Raw genomic sequence first — 18235 nt, forward strand, 5'->3', positions numbered from 1 at the left:
CATGAATATTTCCGCTATCATCAGCCAGATGACCATCCTGTTCATCATGCTTGCCCTGGGCTACGCCGCCAACAAATTCAAAGTCATGACGGCGGAATCAAACAAGCTGATCTCAAAGCTCGTCGTCAACATCGCCATGCCATGTACAATTTTAGGCTCCGTCTTCACCGATGATGTCACGGCAACGGGGAGCGACGCGGCATATTTCATGCTGTTTTCCCTGGTCGTTTTTCTTGTGGCGTTCCTCGTGACGCTGCCGCTGCCGCGCCTGCTGCGCGCGCCGAAAGCAGACGGCGGCATGTACCGGTTTATGGTGGCCTTCGGCAACGTCGGCTTCATGGGCTTTCCCGTCATCCAGGCAATCTTCGGCGCGGGCGCCGTTTTTTATGTGTCCTTGTTCAACATCGCCTTCAGCGTTCTGTGCTTCTCCGTTGGCATCGTCATGGTTTCCGGCAAAGGCGAAAAATTCAACCCAAGACTGCTTGTCAATTCCACGATGGTCGTGTCTCTGCTCACCGTGATTATTTTTTACACGAAGCTCCCGGTGCCCGCCATATTGAAAAACACCGTCGAGCTGGTGGGCACCATGACGACGCCGTCGGCAATGCTGGTCATCGGCTCGACGCTGGCCTGCATCCCGGTCCGGGAGGTTTTTAACGAAGCCAGGATCTACGCCGTCACAGCCGTCAAGCTGATCGTCATTCCCGTGCTGACGTGGCTTGTCCTGCGATTTTTTGTCGCCGACCGGCTGATGCTCGGCGTCCTCGTCGCCCTGTCCGCCATGCCGACGGCGACGAACGCCACCATGCTGAGCATGGAATACGGCGGCAATGAGCAATTGGCCTCAAAGGGCGTCTTTCTGACGACGCTCGTTTCGGTGGCGTCGATCCCGCTGCTCGTCATTTTGCTGCTCAATTGACAATATAAAATATTATATATTAATAAGGACAAAATACAGGACAGAGCCGGCGATACGGCCTTGTCCTCTTTTTTCCTCTAATATGATAAAATTCGTTTTATTACCTTATTTTGTTTGTATATTAAGAAAACGCGAGGCAATGCTATAATCGAAAGGTGCAACAGTGCCTGACTCAAACCAGAACAAGGAGTGTTAATATAATGGCTAGAAATTCAAATTCTCTTGTTAACCAGAACGCACGTGACGCGATGAACCGTTTCAAGATGGAAACGGCCAGCCAGGTTGGTGTTAACCTGAAGCAGGGCTACAACGGCGACATTACCGCGAAGCAGGCCGGCAGCATCGGCGGACAGATGGTCAAGAAAATGATCGAGTCCTACGAGAACGGCATCCAGTAAGTCTGAGCAGCAAGTGCGCTGAAAAGCGTGAACGATAAAGAACAGCAGGCAGTTATCTGCCTGCTGTTCTTTCAGTCTGTCGATAAAGCCCTTGGGCTTTTTCCGTTTATTTCAATACGACTCTTTTGAAATTCTTTTTGCCGCGTTTGACGACGACGCCGCCGGAGAGCTGCTCGCGGGTGAACGCGGCGCCGAACTCCGTGATCTTTTCGCCGTCCACCTCGACGCCGCCCTGCTCGACAGCCCGGCGCGCCTCCGACTTTGACGGGCACAGCCCGCTTTTAACGAGAATCGTGAGGATATCGGCCCTGCCGTCGGTGAGGTCCTCCTCGCCCAGCGCCGCCGTGGGCATCGCGTCGGCGCCGCCCGCGGAGAAGAGGGACCGCGCCGTCTCCAGCGCCTTGTCGGCCTCTTCCCTGCTGTGGACAAGGCTCGTCAGCTCATGGGCCAGGATTTCCTTGGCGCGGTTCAGCTCCGCGCCCTCCCATTTCTCCATTTCGGCGATCTGCGCAACAGGCAGGAACGTCAGCATTTTCAGGCATTTGATGACGTCGTCGTCGCCCACGTTGCGCCAGTACTGGAAGAAGTCGTAAGGGCTCGTCTTGTTCGGGTCGAGCCAGACGGCGCCTGAGGCCGTCTTGCCCATCTTTTTGCCCTCGGAGGTCAGGAGCAGCGTGATCGTCATGGCGTGGGCGTCCTTGCCGAGCTTTTTGCGTATAAGCTCCGTCCCGCCCAGCATGTTCGACCACTGGTCGTCGCCGCCGAACTGCATGTTGCAGCCGTATTTGACGAAGAGCTCGTAAAAATCGTAGCTCTGCATGATCATGTAGTTGAACTCCAGGAAGGACAGGCCCTTTTCCATGCGCTGCTTGTAGCACTCGGCGCGGAGCATGTTGTTGACAGAGAAATACGGCCCCACGGCCCGCAGGAACTCTACATAATTGAGGCCCGTCAGCCAGTCGGCGTTGTTGACCATGATGGCCTTGCCTTCCGAAAAATCGATGAATTTGCTCATTTGCTTTTTAAAGCACTCGCCGTTGTGCCGGATCGTCTCCACCGTCGACATCTGGCGCATGTCGGTCCTGCCCGACGGGTCGCCGACCATGGCGGTGCCGCCGCCGATAAGCGCGATGGGCCTGTTGCCCGCCATCTGCAGGCGCTTCATCAGGCACAGCGCCATAAAGTGCCCCACATGGAGCGAGTCCGCCGTGGGGTCGAACCCGATATAGAACGTGGCCTTGCCGTTGTCGATCAGCGTCCTGATTTCCTCCTCGTTTGTGACCTGCGCGATCAGCCCGCGCGCGACAAGCTCGTCGTAAAGTTTCATATGTCTTCTCCCTCTAAAAATAAATAAACGCCCCTTGTCCATAGGACAGAGGGCGATCAGCTCGCGGTACCACCTCTATTTTCCAAAGCCTCGCGGCTTCGGACTCGGGAGGTTCAAATAAACCTCCGTGCTGTAACGCGCACACGCGTCATGCCTTACGGAATATCCTTGCGGCATGCGGCTCCGGAACTGTATTCAGTGCAGACCCCCCGCGCCTTTCACCAACCGGCAGCTCTCTGTGTGGGCTTGTCGCACACCTACTTGCTTTCCATCGCAGCCTTTATTGGTGTGATCATAACACAGCGGGCAAGTTTTTGTCAACAGCCCCGCCGCTTTGTATCGCCGTGAAAATCAGATTTTTATTTGTACACAATATCTAGTATCTTCCCTTTCGACTAGATTATTTATATTGATACAAAATCCGATTTTGTGATATAATCAATAGAGTTTTGTTCGGGGGTACTTATGAAACAGCAAATAATGGACGCCATATGCGCAAAGCTCGATGAACTTCAAATCCCGTTCTCCATAAAGGACGATTCATATATTACGGTCAACACGGATTTCTACGAAATCGGCTACGGCGCAGAATTTAAAAAAATCGCATACGAGTTGAATGTTTTTCTGGACGAGGCCAACAGCGCCGTCTCCATGTACGTCAAAACGGTGGACCAGTGCCTTGTGGCGGCCAACGGTGCCACAAGAGAGCTCGCCTCGCCGTCGACGACGATGTTCCGCAAGGTCAAGCGGTTCGTTTACGACAAGGACGGGCAGGGCTCCGTCGTCACAACGGATTTAGGCGAGGTCCCCAATACGGTGAAAAACACGGCCTTTAAATACGGCTGGAAATTTTCCACCGCGCTGAACCTCAACAAATTCCACAAAACGGTGGACATGAACGAGGTGCGCTTGAGCAGGCCCGACACCTCGGATATCCTGCCGGAGCCCGAGCCGGAGCTCGAAACGCCGGTAAAAAAGCCGGAACCCGCGCGGAAAAAAAGAGGTTTCCGGCGGCTGTTCGGCGGCAGATAACCGCAGGCAATTTTGTTGACGGGAGCAGACATGACGGAATGCGTTATATTTGATATGGACGGCGTGCTGTTCGACTCCGAGCGGCTGTACGCCAGGGCGTGGCGCCAGCTCGGCGCGGCGCTGGGCCTTCAGGACATCGACAATGCCATCAAGTATTGCGTCGGCCGCAACGGCGGCGATATCCGGGCATACCTGCTTTCAAAATACGGAGAGGATTTTCAGGCCGAGCAGTTTGCCCTCGACCTGAGAAAGGCTTTTCTGGATATCGTCCGCGCGGAGGGCCTGCCGCTGAAGCCGGGCGTTGTGGCGCTTCTCGACTGGCTGCGCGGCAGAGGCTGTCGGCTCGCCCTGGCGACCTCGTCGGGCAAAAACAGCGCCGCCGGCAATCTGGAAGGCGCCGGGCTGACCAAATATTTCAGCGCGGTCGTCACCGGCGATATGCTCGTCCACGGCAAGCCCGCGCCGGATATCTACCTCCTGGCCTGCGAAAAGCTCGGCACGCCGCCGCAAAGCTGCTACGCCGTGGAGGACTCGCCCAACGGCGTCCGGTCGGCCCACGCCGCCGGGCTGCGGACGATCCTGGTGCCCGATATGGTCGAGATTACCGAAGAGATCGAAAAGCTGGCGTATAAAAAGTTCGATTCGCTGATCGAGGTCAAAGCGTACTTCGAAAAAAATCTGATCTGACCGGCCGCAGGGCGGGACGGGGCTTTGGCTCGTCCCGCCCTTCTTACGGCAGGTTATACGAATACCCGTGCCCGGGGTATATCGCCGAAACGTGAAAGCGCCGTATCAGCGCCCAGCTTTCGCGGACCGACGCGTCATTATACGCGTCGATCAGCGAGAACGCCGGGAGGTCCCCGGTAAACGCGCAGAGCCCATCAACGATCAGCGTGATGCTGTCCCCGCTGTGCCCCGGCGTGCAGATCATTTCGCCTTCTATCCCGAGGCCTTTGAAAAGCTGCCTGCTCTCCCGGCTCGAAACCACCGCGTTTTCCTCCGGCGTGATGCTCTTAAAGCCAGACCTCGCTTCTTTCTCAAAAAACACGTTCACTTCATCCACATAGGAAACCTGCTGTTCGTGCAGGAGCAGTGTTATTCCCGCGTCCTTCAGCTCCTGGGCGATGCCGGCGTGGTCCGGGTGGAAGTGCGTGACGATGAGATATCTGATATCGCCGAGCTGAAGTCCGTTTTGCTTGAGCAGCCGCCGCAGCTCCGGGAGCGTACCCGGCCAGTCCGTATCCACCATGATCCAGCCGGCGCCCGTCTCAAGAAAATAACTGTTCGTATATTTACATTTTAAGCTCAATATTTTCATTATCGTTTCGCCCGGGGCGGGCCAGTGGTCCGCCCTCAGCCTGCATGCAGGTTTTTCGACAGTCAAGCCACCCCCTCAAAGTGAAAGGGGTGGCTTGGTTTCGTTCGTTTTCAGCTGTTATCGTCTTTTTGCCTTGTATTCCGCCGCGGCCTTGAGCTGCTCGGCGGCGGATAAGAGCGTCGTCTCGGTGACGTTGGCGCCGCCGATGAGGCGGGCCAGTTCGCTTTTGCGCCCTTCCAGGTCCAGCTCCGCAACGTTTGTAAACGTCCGCCCGTCGGCCGTCGTTTTTTCAATTTCAAAATGAGTGTCCGCCATCACGGCGATCTGGGGTAGATGCGTCACGCAGAGCACCTGCCTGTTTTCGGACAGCGCCGACAGCTTTTCGCCGACGCGCTGGGCCGCGATACCGGAGACGCCGGCGTCCACCTCGTCGAAGACCATCGTCCCCACGTCGCCGTTTTCCGTCAGGACGTTTTTGAGCGCCAGCATGATCCTGGACAGCTCGCCGCCCGAGGCGATATGGCTGATACGGCCGGGCGCCTCCCCGGCGTTGGCCGACATGAGAAAGCGGACCTCGTCGCAGCCGGCGCCGTTTAAGCCGAACTCCGCCCTGACGTCCTCGAACTCCACCTTGAACCGCACGCCCGCCATGCTCAGGTCGCTCAGCTCCGCGCGAATGCGCTCCTCCAGCGTTTTAGCGGCCTTTTTGCGCTTTTCGGACAGCGCGGCCGCCTTTTTCTGCGCGTCGGCCTTCAAAGCCTCCAGCTCTTTTTCCAGCTTTGCCAGCCTGTCGGAGGAATATTCGATCTCGTCGAGCGCGCCGCGGCACTTTTCCCGGTAGGCGATCAGCTCGTCCTCGCTGCCGCCGTATTTTTTCATGAGGCGGCGGAGCTGGTCGAGGCGCGTTTCCAGGCTGTCCAGCTCGTCCGGCGAAAAATCGAGGCTGGCCCGCAGGTCGCGGAGCTCCTCCGTGGCATCCTCGGCGGCGTAAAGCAGGTCCTTGAGCTTTTCGGCGGTAGCGCTTAAAGACTCGGCGTAGCGCGCGGCGCCGGTGGCCTGCGCTTCCGCCTGGCCGATAAGCGTCACGGCGCCCTCCGTGCTGTCGCCCCCGTACATGGCTTCAAGCGCATCGTCGAGCGCCTCCGTCAGCCGGGAGGCGTTTTTCAAAAGGTCACGCCGCGCCGTCTTTTCCGCGATCTCGCCCGGGCGGATATCCGCCTTGTCGAGCTCGTCCAGCTGAAATTTCAGATTGTCGATGCGGCGCTCCTTCTCGCTCTCGTCCAGGGACAGCTTTTCGATGTCGCCCTGCTTGTCCCGCAGGGCCTTGTAAGCCTCCGCATAGCGGGCCACATCGTCCGCAAGGCGTCCGAACGCGTCCAGATAGCCCCGGTGGGCGCTCTCGTCCAAAAGCTTCCGGCCGTCGTTCTGGCCGTGGATATCAATGAGCAGGCCCCCCAGCTCGCGCAGCTGCCCCACGCTGACCGGGCAGCCGTTGACGCGGCAGGAATTCTTGCCGTCCGAGGTGATTTTCCGCATGAGGAACAGCTTGCCGTCCTCGTCGGGCTCGATGCCGTTTTCCTCGCACCAGGCCGACACCTGGACCTCGGCAAAAACAGCCGTCACGCTGGCGCCGGCCGCGCCCGTCCGCACAAGCTCCCGCGAGGCCCTGCCGCCCGTCACGGCGGTGAGCGCGTCGATCACGATCGATTTGCCCGCGCCTGTCTCGCCCGTCAGCACATTGAGCCCCGGGCCAAAGGTGATGTCGGACTTCTCGATCACCGCGATATTTTCAATATGAAGAAGCTGGATCATATCGCATCCTCTTGCCTGTCGTGCGGGGCGCCGAGAGGGGCGCCCCCTATGTAAAGATCGGCGGGGCGATGTGGGCATCGCCCCCTACGGGAAATCAAGTCATACCGCGGCGGCATGGGAGAAATCCTCAGTCGGCTGCACCGTCCTGTTATAAGGTCCGGGGCACAGCCCCGAAAGGGGCTTGGGGCGAAGCCTCATCAGGCAGGGCCATAGGGGGCACAGCCTACCTCTATTGGGCGGGTGGGCGGGAAAATTATAACATGCTTTCGATCTCTTTGCAGAACCGCTCCGCCGAGATATTGTCGCTCATGGCGAGGAACGCCGTGTCGTCGCCGGCGATGGAGCCGGCAAGATTGCGGATGTTCATGGCGTCGATGGCGCTGCAGGCGGCGGGGGCCAGCCCTGGCAGCGTCTTGATGACGACGATGTTCTGCGCGCAGACGAAGGAGGTCACGCACTCTTTGAAAATAGACTTCAGCCGCGCGGAATAATTCTGCACTTCCTGCTTCTGGCCGATGACGTAATGGTACCTGCCCTGCGGCGTGAGTTCCTTAATGAGATGCAGCTCTTTGATATCCCGCGACACGGTGGCCTGCGTCGAATCGACGCCGGCTTCCAGCAGCGCCTCGATCAGCTGATTCTGCGTCTCTATATCCCTGGACGCGATAATTTTAAGTATGGCGTTCTGGCGTTTGCTCTTCAAAATTTCTCACCCAACTTTTCGCTCACTTTTTTATAAAAGCTCCTGTCCGACAGGTGGACGAGGAGAGTCTTTTTCGATGACTTGTGCACGTTGACCTTGTCGCCGCTGACGAGATTCAGGTAAACGCCGCCGTCGACGGACAGGTACGCCGGATTTGCCTTGACGTGCCCGAGCTCAACCATGACGCGCCGTTCCGGCTCCAGCACAAAGGCCTTCGCCGCCAGAACATGGGCGCAGATCGGCGTCACAATGATATTCTCGGCGCTGGGCTCGATGATCGGGCCGCCGGCCGCCATCGAATAAGCCGTCGAACCCGTGGGCGTGGCGACGATAACGCCGTCGCCTGAAAAATGGGTGATTTCCTGACCGTCGCCGTAAAGGGTCAGGTCTATGACTTTCGTCATGCCGGCGATTACCACGTCATTGAGCGCGAAATCTCTGTAGATGACGCTGCCGTCCCGCATAAGCTCCACGTCGAGCATCATCCGCCTGTCGATGGCGTATTCGCCGCAGACGGCTTTGGGGATCAGGCCGATATCCTCTTTTTCGAGCTCGGCCATAAAGCCCATGGTGCCCATATTGACGCCGAGGACCGGGACACTTGCCGAAGCGGCCGCCCGTGCGGCCCGGAGGATCGTGCCGTCGCCGCCGAACGCGATGATCATATCTGCGGACTCCAGTGCGCTTTCCAGCGGCACCACCTCGACGCCTTCCAGCGGAGGCAGCGGGCACTGCTCTTCAAAAAGCGGGCACACCACGGTAGAGGCGCCGCACTTTTTCAGCATGTCGCGGACTTCGAGGGTCAGCGCCAGGTCTCTGTCGCGGTTTAAGTTCGGGCACAACAGTACGCGTTTCATAAATTCGGCTGATCCTTTCAGATGATAGGAAGCAGGAAAACCGGCGCCGGCGCCAGCAGGAATTCCGGCCGGAAAAGCTATTGCTCGTCGAGAGCCGAATGCGCCTCACGCACAACGCCCGGGGCATCCACCGCGGCATCCTCGCCGCCGACGGTCAGGTGCCCCAGAAACTCAATATTACCCTCTGGTCCTTTTATCGGCGAAAACGTTAAGCTCTTTATATGAAACCCCGTTTTTTCGGCGTTTTCCATAAAATTGCAGAGAACCTCCAGGTGCGTCGCCCCGTCCCGGACCACGCCCTTTTTGCCGACCTTTTCGCGCCCCGCCTCAAACTGCGGCTTGACGAGGCAGATGAGCTCCCCGTCCGCCGTTAAGAGCGGCCTGACCGCCGGAAGGATCAGGCTCAGGGAAATAAATGACACGTCCACCACGGCCAGCCGCATCTTTTCAGGGAACTGCTCCGGCGTCAGGTACCGGACGTTTGTCCGCTCCATGGTGACAACGCGCGGATCGCTGCGGACGCTCCAGGCGAGCTGCCCGTAGCCCACGTCGACGGCGTACACACGGGCGGCGTCCCGTTTCAAAAGACAGTCCGTAAAACCGCCGGTAGAAGCGCCGCAGTCGATGCATATCTTTCCAGCAGGAGAGACGTCAAAAAAATCGAGGGCTTTTTCGAGCTTGAAGCCCCCCCGGCTGACGAATTTCGTCGGTCCGCCGCGCACCTCTAATGCGCTGGCCTCCGGCACCATCGTCCCCGGCTTCAGCGCACGGTTTCCGTCCACAAAAACGATGCCGCTCATAATCGCCGCCCTGGCCTTTTCCCGGCTTTCGGACAGGCCCTTTTCACAGAGCAGCACATCCAGTCGCGTCTTGCTCATCCCGCGGCGTCCTCCACCGTCGGCGCCGCCGCCGTATCCTCCGGCGCGGCGCCGCCCTGTTCCGCGTTCTCCGCGGGCGCAGGCTCTTCCGCCGGGGCGTCCTCCGGCGTTTCGTCCTTCCCGGGCTTCTCTTCCTCCGCCGGCGCTTCGGCAAAGATATCGTCCGCCGGCTTATTTTTCGCCGGCTTATCGCCGCCCGCCACGGCCCGTCGTTTTTTCTCCGCCGGAGACGGCTTCGGCGCGCCGCCCCGCAGGACCAGATCCCGCGCCGCGGCGCGGACGCTCAGCGTGTCGATGCCGCACATTTTGCGCAGCTCCTCAACGCTGCCCTGGGGGATGAACCGGCAACCGAGATTCAAAAGCCGCAGTCCCTTCAGGCGTATACCGCTTGCGGCCACGTGCGCCGCGACCTTCTCGCCCACCGCGCCGGACTCGGCGGCTTCCTCAAGCACCAAAAGGCGCCCCGTTTTTTGAAGAGAGGCGTTGACGGCCTCGTAATCGATCGGTTTGATAAAGTCGAGCTTAATGATTTCCGCGGAAATGCCCTCCCCGCGCAAAAGGTCCGCCGCGTCCAGCGCCGTATTGACGCTGACGCCGTACGTCACCAGCGTGAGGTCCGTGCCCTCCGCGACCAGCTTCGACAGCTTGACGCCCCCGTCCTTATAGCGGCCCTCGCCGCTTTTCGGGTAACGGACGGCAACGGGGCCGTCCATTTTGAGCGCGGCGTGCCGGAGCATCTCCCGGAGCTCCTTATAGCTGGCGGGGCACAGCACCTTCATATTCGGGACGGTGGCCAGATAGCCCACGTCGTAGATGCCCTGATGCGTTTCGCCGTCGCCAGGGACAAGTCCCGCCCTGTCGATGGCAAAGACGACGTGGAGGTTTTGGAGCGCCACATCGTGCAGGAGCATATCGTATGACCGCTGCAGAAACGTCGAGTAGACGGCAAAAACAGGGATGCTCACCTGCGAGGCCATGCCCGCCGACATCGCGGCGCCGTGTCCCTCGGCGATGCCCACATCGTAAAAACGCTCCGGATATTTCGCGGCAAAGTCCGTCAGTCCCGTGCCGCCCGTCATGGCCGCCGTCACGGCGCAGACCCTGAAGTCCTGATGCGCCAGCCGCACCATTTCCTCGCCGAAAACGCTGGAGAAGCATTTGCTCTTTACCGGAATAACGCCCTTTTTATAGTCGAAGGGATTGACGCCGTGGTAAACGTCCGGCGTCGCCTCGGAATAGCTATAGCCCTTACCCTTCTGGGTGATGACGTGGATGAGGACGGGCTCGCCCAGGCTCTTGGCCCAGCTGAGCGCCTCCGCCAGCTTTGTGATATCGTGCCCGTCGATAGGCCCGGCATACTGCAGGCCCATCTCCTCGAACATGCTGCAGTGCAGGAGCGCCTCTTTAAACGCGCTTTTGATGCCGTGGGTAAAATTATAGACATGCCGGCCTCCCGGCAGCTTCTCCATAATCCTCCTGTACCGTTTTTTGAACGCCGCGTACGAGGGCTTCAGCCGCTGGCGGGACAGGTACTTGGCGATGCCGCCCACATTGGGCGTGATGGACATGCCGTTGTCGTTAAGTATGATGATGAGCGGCTCCCCGCTCTCGCCGGCATCGCTGAGCGCCTCATAGGCAAGGCCCCCCGTCAGCGCCCCGTCGCCGATGAGGGCGATGACGCTGTACTCCCGCCGCGTCAGCGTTCTGGACCGGGCCATGCCCAGCGCCACGGAGATGGAGTTGGAGGCGTGCCCGGCGATAAAGGCGTCATGCATCGATTCGGACGGCCTCGGGAATCCCGAAAGCCCGCCGAACTGCCGGAGCGTATTAAACCGGTCCATCCTTCCGGTCAATATTTTATGCACGTAGCTCTGATGGCCCACGTCGAAAACGAGCCTGTCGCGGGCCGTATCGAAAACCCGGTGAATCGCCACCGTCAGCTCGACGATGCCGAGGTTTGACGCCAGGTGGCCGCCCGTTTTTGACACGCTTTGTATCATGAACTGACGCAGCTCCTGGCACAGAGCGTCCAGCTCCGATTTATTCAGTTTTTTTATATCTGTAGGCAGATAGACCTTATCCAGTATATCCAACGAAATTCCTCATTTTTTTGTAAAGATCCTGTTTTTCAAATGAACGAGCTTCCCCACGTCCAGAACGATCCGGGTGGAATTGCTCATGGCCAGAGTTTTGCCGACGGCCTTGCCGCCCACCGTGGCGCCCGTCACCAGCGCCGAGACGACGAGCTGGATCAGGATGTTCCCGGTAGACAGGTCGGCCATCAGCTTTGCCACGACCAGCGCCGAGGTCGTGCCGCTGATGATCCCGGAGATATCACCGACCACGTCGTTGCAGACGCTGGAAACCTTTTCGGCGTTGCGGATGAGCCGCAGGGCCTCCTGGGCCCCCCGCTCCTTGTGCGCCGCCATGGAATGAAACGGCGCGGTCGAGGCCGCCGTCACGGCAACCCCGACGACGTCAAAAACGATGCCTAAGAGGATAAAAACCGCCAAAACCAGAAACGCCATGACATAACCGGCACTCCCGAGGATTTCGGAGGAGGCAAAGGTAAATGCCATGGAAACGCCCATACTGATGATGATGATTTTTACATACCATCTGGAATTCGTTTTTGTCTTCATACTCTATATCCGATAAAGCGATAAGCTCTAGTATACAATGTAGTCAGCGGCGACAAGCTGAGTAAATCTTACGGCTTAGGTACGGGCTGGATTTCCCCCGAGGCTGCCTCTCGTTGCCGATCAGGTGGTTTCCCTTTAGAGCCCCGTTCGATGCGTTGCCAACATCGCTGCCCGATTGCCACTTAGTCCGCACTGCAATCCCCATCCTGTCACGGGGACAGGTTCTCCCCGAACAGCCTAGGTGTTTTCCACCGCAGTCTCACCGTCTCTTAGCCTCTTTTGCAGAAAATATTTCAAGGGGCAATAGCGCTTCGCGCTGTGGCCACAGCACTGGCGTTTAAATCCCCTATCCGCAGATTCCACTCAAGGCAGGCTACTCTGCACACAGCTTACGGCTGTCGCCTGTAAACCGCGATGCAGGTTCAAGCCTGTCACGTACAAAGAACGTGCCCAGCGTATGGGCCCCGCCAATGCACAAAAACAGGTCTCCGCACAAACAGGGTCGAGATCTCCATGCCGTTGGAGGCCGCCCTGAATATGCAAGCGCGGAAAACCGCGCTTTCCCCCAGCATCCACCCCGAACTGGGCGTTCAAAGCAAACACAAGGGGTTTCGCAGGTGTGCCCTTCAAAGGATTTTTAGGCCCTTCCTGGTAGACGGCAGATCTGACTAGGATACTGCGCCGCTGTATTCATTATATTAACAATATTACGATAAATTATCAATACTTTCTTTCTTCCAGATTAATGGAAAGAGCTTCAAGAAAGTCTGTATTTGCAAAATGTCCCCGCAGTGCGGAGTTCGCCTCCGCCGTTTTTTCCCGGATCAGCCGCTCACATTCGGCGACGCCGTACAGCGTTACAAAAGTCGTCTTGTTGTTGGCCGCGTCCGACCCTGCCGGCTTGCCGAGCACGTCGGTTTTGCCGGTACAGTCCAGGATGTCGTCCCGGATCTGAAAGGCGAGCCCGAGCGCCAGCGCGTACCGCCGCGCGGCCTCCAGCTGCGCCTCGCTCCCGCCGGCGGCGGCCACGCCCATCCGGGCGGACGCCACGAGCATCGAGGCCGTTTTGAGATTGTGGACCGCGGTGATCTCCCGCAGCGTGAGCGCCTTGCCCTCGCCGTCCATGTCGAGAGCCTGTCCCAGACATATCCCCCCGAGCCCGGCCGCCCCCGCCAGGGTGCGCGCCATCGTGACGACGGCGCTGTCTGGCAGCTCCGACTGCAGCAGTGTGTTGAAGGCTTCCGCCTGGAGCGCGTCGCCGGAAAGCGTCGCCATGCATTCGCCGTAGACGACGTGGTTCGTGGGCTTGCCGCGGCGGAGCGCGTCGTTGTCCATGCAGGGCAGGTCGTCGTGGATGAGCGAGTAGGTGTGCAGCATCTCAACCGCGCACGCCGCCGGCAGCGCCTTTTCAATATCGCCGCCCGCGGCCCTGCAGAACGCCAGGACCATGACCGGCCGGATGCGCTTGCCTCCAGCCAAAAGGCTGTAACGCATCGCCTCCGCGAGCCTGCCCCCGGACCCGTCGCAAAAATAGTGCTGCAGGCGTGCCTCGATCAGCGCGCGGCAGCTTTGATATTCGCGTTCATACTCTTCCGGAAGCATATATATCTCCTAAGCGGTGCTTAAAATATTCAGACGTCATAAATTCTCAAAAGTTCCACTTTTCGTGCGAATCGTGCGAAAAATATCATTCGGCCTCGTCAAGCGGCAGCTCCTCCGGATTGCCGTCCGCGCCCTTCTGCAGCCGGACCACCTTCTGCTCGGCGGTGTCCAAAAGCTTCCCGCAGAATTTGATGAGCCCCGTCCCCTCTTCAAACAGCGACAGCGACGCCTCCAGCGCCGCGTCCCCCTTCTCCAGCGTCCTGACGATCTCATCGATCCGCGTGATTGCCTGCTCAAAAGTCATTTTATCCATATGGGTGTCTCCTTAATATTGTCTGACCATTTTTCCATGCCGTGGCGGCCGGCGTGCCGAAGTCGTCACACCCTATGATTGGAAATAGTATTCGTCTTCTATCCACCGGTCAGGATTTGTTTCAATGTAGTTATATTTCATCTCATAATCTTTTGCGTCACGGATGATATGGTCATAGTAGCTGTCCTGCCACAATTTCATTCCAGCCTCGTGATTTGTAAAACGCTTGACCGCCGCAATAACGCGGGGCACCGCCTGCGTAGGGCGCGACGACCCCGGCGCGCCGTCGGTCTTTCCATCAACATGAACATGATTCGGCATGATCACAAACGTGTCAACAATAACAGCCCGGTTATACTCATGAATTGAATTTATGTATTTCTCAACTATTGCGCCGATACTTGATAGTTCCACAAAGGCGGACGGCGTGCCGAGGTCGTCACGCCCTACGGTGCCGAGCAATTTGACCTTATCACGCGTGCAAAAAGTGATAAAAATACGCCGTTCTGACTGTAATCGAAGTTTCTCAATCGAGGATGTCTTCTATACTGAGCTTCAACATTTACATTGTCCCCCATATCGACCTCCTCACTCGACCGTCGCCTTTACCTCATCCTTCCGCAGGCGCACCGTGATTCTGTCGCCGCTTTTGACGTCCGACGCGGCTTTGACGACGGTGCCGTCCTCTTTTCGCGTGATGGCGTAGCCGCGGCCGAGAACCTTCAGCGGGCTCATGGCGTCCAGCGACGCGGCCAGGCGGATGTAATGCTCGCGGGACGCCGTGACTTTTTTTGCCGCCGCGGCGTTTAAGCGCGTTGACATAAAATCAACCAGCATGCGCTTGTCGTCGATGTAATTCTTCGGGCTTTGCAGCACGCGCTTTTGGGCCAGCTCATTGAGGCGCTGGCGGAGCATTTTGAGCTCCCGCTTGAGGGCCTGTCCGGTGCGGAGCTCCAGCTGGAGCAGCGCCTCCCGCAGGTCGGCGCTGTCCGGCACGGCCAGCTCCGCGGCGTTTGAAGGCGTGGCCGCCCGCAGATCCGCGACAAAATCGGCGATCGTCACGTCCGGCTCGTGGCCCACGGCGGAGATGACGGGAATTTCGGAGTCGTAAATGGCCCTGGCCACGCGCTCGTCGTTGAACGCCCAGAGGTCCTCGATGGAACCGCCGCCGCGTCCCGTGATGATGACGTCGGCGATCCTGTGCCGGTTGGCATATCTGATCGCGCCGACGATCTCCGGCGGCGCCTCGGCGCCCTGGACGCGCACCGGCAGCACGACGACCTTGGAAAGCGGCCAGCGTTTTCCGAGGACACGGATAATATCCCGGACGGCGGCGCCGGCCGAGGACGTGATGACGGCGATGCGCCCCGGAAAGCGCGGGATCGGCTTTTTGTGGCTGGAATCGAACAGCCCCTCTTTCAAAAGCTTTTCCTTGAGCTGCTCGAAGGCCACATACAGGTCGCCCACGCCGTCGGGCGTCAGCTCATTGACATAAAGCTGATAGACCCCGTCGCGGGGGAAGACGGCGATGCGCCCGAAGGCGACCGCCTTCATCCCGTTCTCCGGCCGGAAACGCAGCTTTGAGGCGCTGCCCTTGAACATGACGCAGCGGAGCGACCCCTCGGCGTCCTTCATGGTAAAATAATGGTGGCCCGAGGGATAGATTTTATAGTTGGACAGCTCCCCCTTGACATAGATGCCGTTCAAAACGGGGTCGATATCCAAAAGGTCCCTGATGTACTCGTTGAGCTCGGTAACGCCGAAAATCCTGTTATTCATGGGCGCCCACCGCTCTGTATGTAAGAATGGCGACCCCGAGGGCATTGTCCGTGGAGTACTGCGGCTCGGCGTAAATCCCGCCGGAAAGCGTCTGCCGGAGGAGCGCGTTGGACGCCACGCCCCCGGAAAAGAGCACCGGCAGGTCCCCGTATTTTGAAGCGGCGTTTTCCGTGGCGCGCCGGACGGCGGCGATGACGGACATGATGGTGAAATACGCCACGTCCGCCGCGTCGGCGCCCGACTCCTTGAGCTGCTTCATCTTATGCTCCGCGCCGGACAGGGAAAACTCCAGGCCCGTTGTTTTCGGCGCGTAAAAGTCGCCCCCGGCCGCCGTCTGCGCCAGCTTGTCCAGCGCCTTGCCCGACGGAAACCGCAGCCCCAAAAGCTGCCCGGCCCTGTCGATGAGCTGGCCGGCGGAGATGTCCGTGGTGCCGCCGATGACCTCACACGTCACGGCCGTCCCGGCGGGCTTCACGTACAAAAGCTCGGTCGTCCCGCCCGAAAGGTGCCAGGCCAGGTGCGGCGTTTCCAGGAGGTCCGCCCGCCCGGCCGACCAGGCAGCCGCGGCGATGTGCCCCTGCTGATGGGAAAACTCAAAAAAAGGCACGCCGAGCACCTTTGCCAGCACCGCCCCGTGGGACGCGCCGGCCAGGAAGCACGGCATGTAGGAATCCTCGGCCTCCCGGGGCTTTGTGCTGGCGCCCACCGCGGCGACCTCCGCCTCCCGCAGGTCCAGCGCCGCCGTCACAGAGGGCAGGCGCCGGATATGCGCATAGAGCGCGTCGGACTGCCGGAGCCCCAGCTGGCCCGGCGCCACGTCCAGAAGCCGGCCGGAATTCATCCCGGTTTCGCCGTCGAAAACGGCGCAGCTGGTGGTGTAGTTGCTCGTATCAAAGGCCAAAGTGAGCTTTTTCACGCAAACGTCGCCTCGCTTCTCGAAAAGCTGCCGAGCACGCCGTTGATAAACGGCACCGTCATCGGCTCCTCGTATCTTTTGGCAAGCTCCACCGCTTCGTTGATGGCCGCCTTGTTCGGCACGTCGGGCATGTACATGATCTCGAACATCGCCGTTTTTAAAATGGCGACGGCCGTCCTTGAAATTCGCCCGAATTTCCAGCCGACGGCGTATTTTTCGATATAGCCGTCCAGCTCCGCCCCGTGGTCGCAGACGCCACGAATAATTCTGGAAATATAATCCATCTGCAGCTCGTCCGGATAGGAGGAGAACGCCTCGTCCTCTTCCTTCAGCGAATCGTAGTACTCCTCGTCGAACATGTCGCCGAGCAGCTGTGCCGGGTCCTTTGGGTTTTCCGAAAGGCCGAAGCAGAGCCTCACGGCGATTTCTCGCGCTGCGGTTCTTGTCATATGTTTCTCCCCAAAATTTTTATGCTTTAAAACAGGGCGGAGTCAGACCCCGCCCCGCGCTTCATAGAATTGTGCCAGGTTTTTTTATTTGTCCTTTTTGAAAGAGATGCCGCAGACATGGACGTTGACGGACGTGACGGACAGCCCCGTCGTCGATTCGATCGCGGTCGCCACCGCTTTCTGGACGGCGGTGCCCACATCGCCCACCGCGCAGCCGAAGGCCGCCATGATATAAAGATCGGCGACGATCGTCTTGTCATCGACGCGGATTTTCACACCCTTGGCCAGGTTCTTTTTGCCGAGCAGCCCGGCGAAATCACGGCCCGGCGTCGAATACAGGCCGGCCACACCCTCGATCTCCAAAGCCGCGCTGCCCGCGATGACAGCCAGCACCTCCTCCGAGATGTTGATGCTGCCCCGCTCTTCCGAATACGTGACGTAATCCTTATTTTCACCCATACTTTGTTCTCCTCCCGTCTTTTCGCCTTTGGCGAAAAGCTTTTTCCAAAATCGTGCTGCGCGGGCGTGATCGATTTTGAAAAAAGATCAGATATCGTCCGCACGGCGGATTCGCTCCGCCGGACGGACACCTTGAAAACCGCCGCAGCGGTTTGACTTTCCCTCGTCCGGTGTGAAAAACACCGTTTTTCACACCATAAAAGTATAATACCTGCGCTTGCAGGTATTATACAACAACTCTATGGGAAAATAAAGCTATTTTACCTCAATAATTTTCATATCGGCCGCCTTGTAATCCGTCTCCGATGTCACGATATCCGTGATCTTCGCGACTGAAGAGGCCGGCAGCCCATCCTGCGGGGCGGGCACTGTAACATTGATGCCGTCGTCGGAGATATAGACGACGCAGTCGGCAAAGCCCTTGGCCTTGATGAGATCCTCCAGCTGGGCTTCCTTGATGGAATTGGAAGCGATCTGGGAGATCTCCTCGAGCGCCGCGTCCACCATTTCTTTTGACGCGCCGTCCGTTTTGCTGACGCTTGTAAGCGTCGCCGCCGCAGCGTCCGCCGCCTGCTGGCGGTTGAGGCGCGCCGAGTCGAAATATTCCTTATTCACCGCGGTGGAATCAGAGGGATTATAGAACAGGCTCGCGTCGGACGCCGACGGCGCGGCATCATTGTCCACCGCCGAGCTCGACGTATCCAGGGGGGACGCCCCGGCGGCCGTCTCGGTATCCGAATTGTTGTTGTAGGACCAGTTGAGATATGCCGCGACGCACACAAACAGCAGTACCGTAATGATAACCGCATTCCTCTTAAATGTTTTCACACA

20 protein-coding genes and 1 other annotated feature are annotated in these 18235 nt (G+C 58.8%); of the genes, 4 read left to right on the forward strand and 16 right to left on the reverse strand.

Going from position 1 to position 18235, the window contains the following annotated elements:
* Position 1 precedes the first annotated feature (1 nt).
* Together BUB60_RS11455 and BUB60_RS11460 are read left to right on the forward strand one after the other, a co-directional pair.
* Positions 2-919, forward strand: coding sequence for an AEC family transporter (locus tag BUB60_RS11455; protein ID WP_073079030.1), 918 nt, complete (start codon positions 2-4; stop codon positions 917-919).
* A 200-nt stretch (positions 920-1119) separates the two neighbouring features.
* Positions 1120-1317: an alpha/beta-type small acid-soluble spore protein gene (locus tag BUB60_RS11460; protein ID WP_073079032.1), complete on the forward strand. Its 198-nt coding sequence runs from the start codon at positions 1120-1122 to the stop codon at positions 1315-1317.
* A 106-nt stretch (positions 1318-1423) separates the two neighbouring features.
* On the opposite strand, the gene tyrS is transcribed toward BUB60_RS11460, so the two are convergent.
* The gene (tyrS, locus tag BUB60_RS11465; protein ID WP_073079034.1) at positions 1424-2644 is read right to left on the reverse strand and encodes a tyrosine--tRNA ligase; all 1221 of its coding nucleotides are present in this window, start codon (positions 2642-2644) and stop codon (positions 1424-1426) included.
* Positions 2645-2689: 45 nt separating this feature from the next.
* Positions 2690-2928 (reverse strand) — a binding site (T-box leader).
* A gap of 181 nt (positions 2929-3109) precedes the next feature.
* Here tyrS and BUB60_RS11470 point away from each other — a divergent pair.
* Together BUB60_RS11470 and BUB60_RS11475 are read left to right on the forward strand one after the other, a co-directional pair.
* Positions 3110-3676: a hypothetical protein gene (locus BUB60_RS11470; protein ID WP_073079036.1), complete on the forward strand. Its 567-nt coding sequence runs from the start codon at positions 3110-3112 to the stop codon at positions 3674-3676.
* A gap of 30 nt (positions 3677-3706) precedes the next feature.
* The gene (locus tag BUB60_RS11475) at positions 3707-4363 is read left to right on the forward strand and encodes an HAD family hydrolase (protein WP_073079038.1); all 657 of its coding nucleotides are present in this window, start codon (positions 3707-3709) and stop codon (positions 4361-4363) included.
* A 43-nt stretch (positions 4364-4406) separates the two neighbouring features.
* On the opposite strand, the gene BUB60_RS11480 is transcribed toward BUB60_RS11475, so the two are convergent.
* The 15 genes from BUB60_RS11480 to BUB60_RS11550 all read right to left on the reverse strand — a co-directional run bounded on the left by BUB60_RS11480 (position 4407) and on the right by BUB60_RS11550 (position 18232).
* Complete coding sequence (locus BUB60_RS11480; protein ID WP_073079046.1) at positions 4407-4994, reverse strand: MBL fold metallo-hydrolase; 588 nt, start codon at positions 4992-4994, stop codon at positions 4407-4409.
* Positions 4995-5111: 117 nt separating this feature from the next.
* The gene (recN, locus tag BUB60_RS11485) at positions 5112-6806 is read right to left on the reverse strand and encodes a DNA repair protein RecN (RefSeq protein ID WP_073079048.1); all 1695 of its coding nucleotides are present in this window, start codon (positions 6804-6806) and stop codon (positions 5112-5114) included.
* Positions 6807-7059: 253 nt separating this feature from the next.
* Entirely contained in the window at positions 7060-7509 is a 450-nt protein-coding gene (locus tag BUB60_RS11490) for an arginine repressor (protein WP_073079050.1), read from the reverse strand.
* Positions 7506-8366, reverse strand: a complete 861-nt coding sequence (locus BUB60_RS11495; protein ID WP_073079052.1) for an NAD(+)/NADH kinase — start codon at positions 8364-8366, stop codon at positions 7506-7508. The genes BUB60_RS11490 and BUB60_RS11495 overlap by 4 nt, the downstream gene beginning before the upstream one ends.
* A gap of 77 nt (positions 8367-8443) precedes the next feature.
* Positions 8444-9244, reverse strand: coding sequence for a TlyA family RNA methyltransferase (locus tag BUB60_RS11500; protein ID WP_073079054.1), 801 nt, complete (start codon positions 9242-9244; stop codon positions 8444-8446).
* Complete coding sequence (dxs, locus tag BUB60_RS11505) at positions 9241-11337, reverse strand: 1-deoxy-D-xylulose-5-phosphate synthase (protein ID WP_073079056.1); 2097 nt, start codon at positions 11335-11337, stop codon at positions 9241-9243. Before dxs ends, BUB60_RS11500 begins: the two co-directional genes overlap by 4 nt.
* A gap of 9 nt (positions 11338-11346) precedes the next feature.
* The gene (locus BUB60_RS11510; protein ID WP_073079058.1) at positions 11347-11886 is read right to left on the reverse strand and encodes a CNNM metal transporter family protein; all 540 of its coding nucleotides are present in this window, start codon (positions 11884-11886) and stop codon (positions 11347-11349) included.
* 720 nt (positions 11887-12606) lie between these two features.
* Positions 12607-13488: a polyprenyl synthetase family protein gene (locus BUB60_RS11515; protein WP_073079060.1), complete on the reverse strand. Its 882-nt coding sequence runs from the start codon at positions 13486-13488 to the stop codon at positions 12607-12609.
* 85 nt (positions 13489-13573) lie between these two features.
* Entirely contained in the window at positions 13574-13801 is a 228-nt protein-coding gene (xseB, locus tag BUB60_RS11520) for an exodeoxyribonuclease VII small subunit (protein ID WP_073079061.1), read from the reverse strand.
* A 72-nt stretch (positions 13802-13873) separates the two neighbouring features.
* Positions 13874-14263 (reverse strand): transposase, encoded by a 390-nt coding sequence (locus BUB60_RS11525; RefSeq protein WP_159435395.1) that lies wholly within the window; start codon positions 14261-14263, stop codon positions 13874-13876.
* A 126-nt stretch (positions 14264-14389) separates the two neighbouring features.
* On the reverse strand, positions 14390-15580 hold the full coding sequence (xseA, locus tag BUB60_RS11530) for an exodeoxyribonuclease VII large subunit (protein WP_073079063.1): 1191 nt from the start codon (positions 15578-15580) through the stop codon (positions 14390-14392).
* Positions 15573-16496, reverse strand: coding sequence for a tRNA (adenosine(37)-N6)-threonylcarbamoyltransferase complex transferase subunit TsaD (locus BUB60_RS11535; RefSeq protein WP_242941192.1), 924 nt, complete (start codon positions 16494-16496; stop codon positions 15573-15575). Before BUB60_RS11535 ends, xseA begins: the two co-directional genes overlap by 8 nt.
* A complete protein-coding gene (gene nusB, locus BUB60_RS11540; protein WP_073079065.1) occupies positions 16493-16945 on the reverse strand; it encodes a transcription antitermination factor NusB in 453 nt (150 codons plus the stop codon). The genes BUB60_RS11535 and nusB overlap by 4 nt, the downstream gene beginning before the upstream one ends.
* Positions 16946-17029: 84 nt before the next feature.
* Complete coding sequence (locus BUB60_RS11545; RefSeq protein WP_073079067.1) at positions 17030-17404, reverse strand: Asp23/Gls24 family envelope stress response protein; 375 nt, start codon at positions 17402-17404, stop codon at positions 17030-17032.
* Between the two features lie 255 nt (positions 17405-17659).
* Positions 17660-18232, reverse strand: a complete 573-nt coding sequence (locus BUB60_RS11550) for a SpoIIIAH-like family protein (protein ID WP_073079070.1) — start codon at positions 18230-18232, stop codon at positions 17660-17662.
* Positions 18233-18235 lie beyond the last annotated feature (3 nt).

This window comes from Sporobacter termitidis DSM 10068 (assembly GCF_900130065.1).
GTDB lineage: Bacteria > Bacillota > Clostridia > Oscillospirales > Oscillospiraceae > Sporobacter > Sporobacter termitidis.

Bases quoted from the DNA above. Each gene is read 5' to 3' on its own strand.
- BUB60_RS11455 (WP_073079030.1), top strand. From the start codon at position 2: ATGAATATTTCCGCTATCATCAGCCAGATGACCATCCTGTTCATCATG.
- BUB60_RS11460 (WP_073079032.1), top strand. From the start codon at position 1,120: ATGGCTAGAAATTCAAATTCTCTTGTTAACCAGAACGCACGTGACGCG.
- tyrS (WP_073079034.1), bottom strand. From the start codon at position 2,644: ATGAAACTTTACGACGAGCTTGTCGCGCGCGGGCTGATCGCGCAGGTC.
- BUB60_RS11470 (WP_073079036.1), top strand. From the start codon at position 3,110: ATGAAACAGCAAATAATGGACGCCATATGCGCAAAGCTCGATGAACTT.
- BUB60_RS11475 (WP_073079038.1), top strand. From the start codon at position 3,707: ATGACGGAATGCGTTATATTTGATATGGACGGCGTGCTGTTCGACTCC.
- BUB60_RS11480 (WP_073079046.1), bottom strand. From the start codon at position 4,994: ATGAAAATATTGAGCTTAAAATGTAAATATACGAACAGTTATTTTCTT.
- recN (WP_073079048.1), bottom strand. From the start codon at position 6,806: ATGATCCAGCTTCTTCATATTGAAAATATCGCGGTGATCGAGAAGTCC.
- BUB60_RS11495 (WP_073079052.1), bottom strand. From the start codon at position 8,366: ATGAAACGCGTACTGTTGTGCCCGAACTTAAACCGCGACAGAGACCTG.
- BUB60_RS11500 (WP_073079054.1), bottom strand. From the start codon at position 9,244: ATGAGCAAGACGCGACTGGATGTGCTGCTCTGTGAAAAGGGCCTGTCC.
- BUB60_RS11510 (WP_073079058.1), bottom strand. From the start codon at position 11,886: ATGAAGACAAAAACGAATTCCAGATGGTATGTAAAAATCATCATCATC.
- BUB60_RS11515 (WP_073079060.1), bottom strand. From the start codon at position 13,488: ATGCTTCCGGAAGAGTATGAACGCGAATATCAAAGCTGCCGCGCGCTG.
- xseB (WP_073079061.1), bottom strand. From the start codon at position 13,801: ATGGATAAAATGACTTTTGAGCAGGCAATCACGCGGATCGATGAGATC.
- xseA (WP_073079063.1), bottom strand. From the start codon at position 15,580: ATGAATAACAGGATTTTCGGCGTTACCGAGCTCAACGAGTACATCAGG.
- nusB (WP_073079065.1), bottom strand. From the start codon at position 16,945: ATGACAAGAACCGCAGCGCGAGAAATCGCCGTGAGGCTCTGCTTCGGC.
- BUB60_RS11545 (WP_073079067.1), bottom strand. From the start codon at position 17,404: ATGGGTGAAAATAAGGATTACGTCACGTATTCGGAAGAGCGGGGCAGC.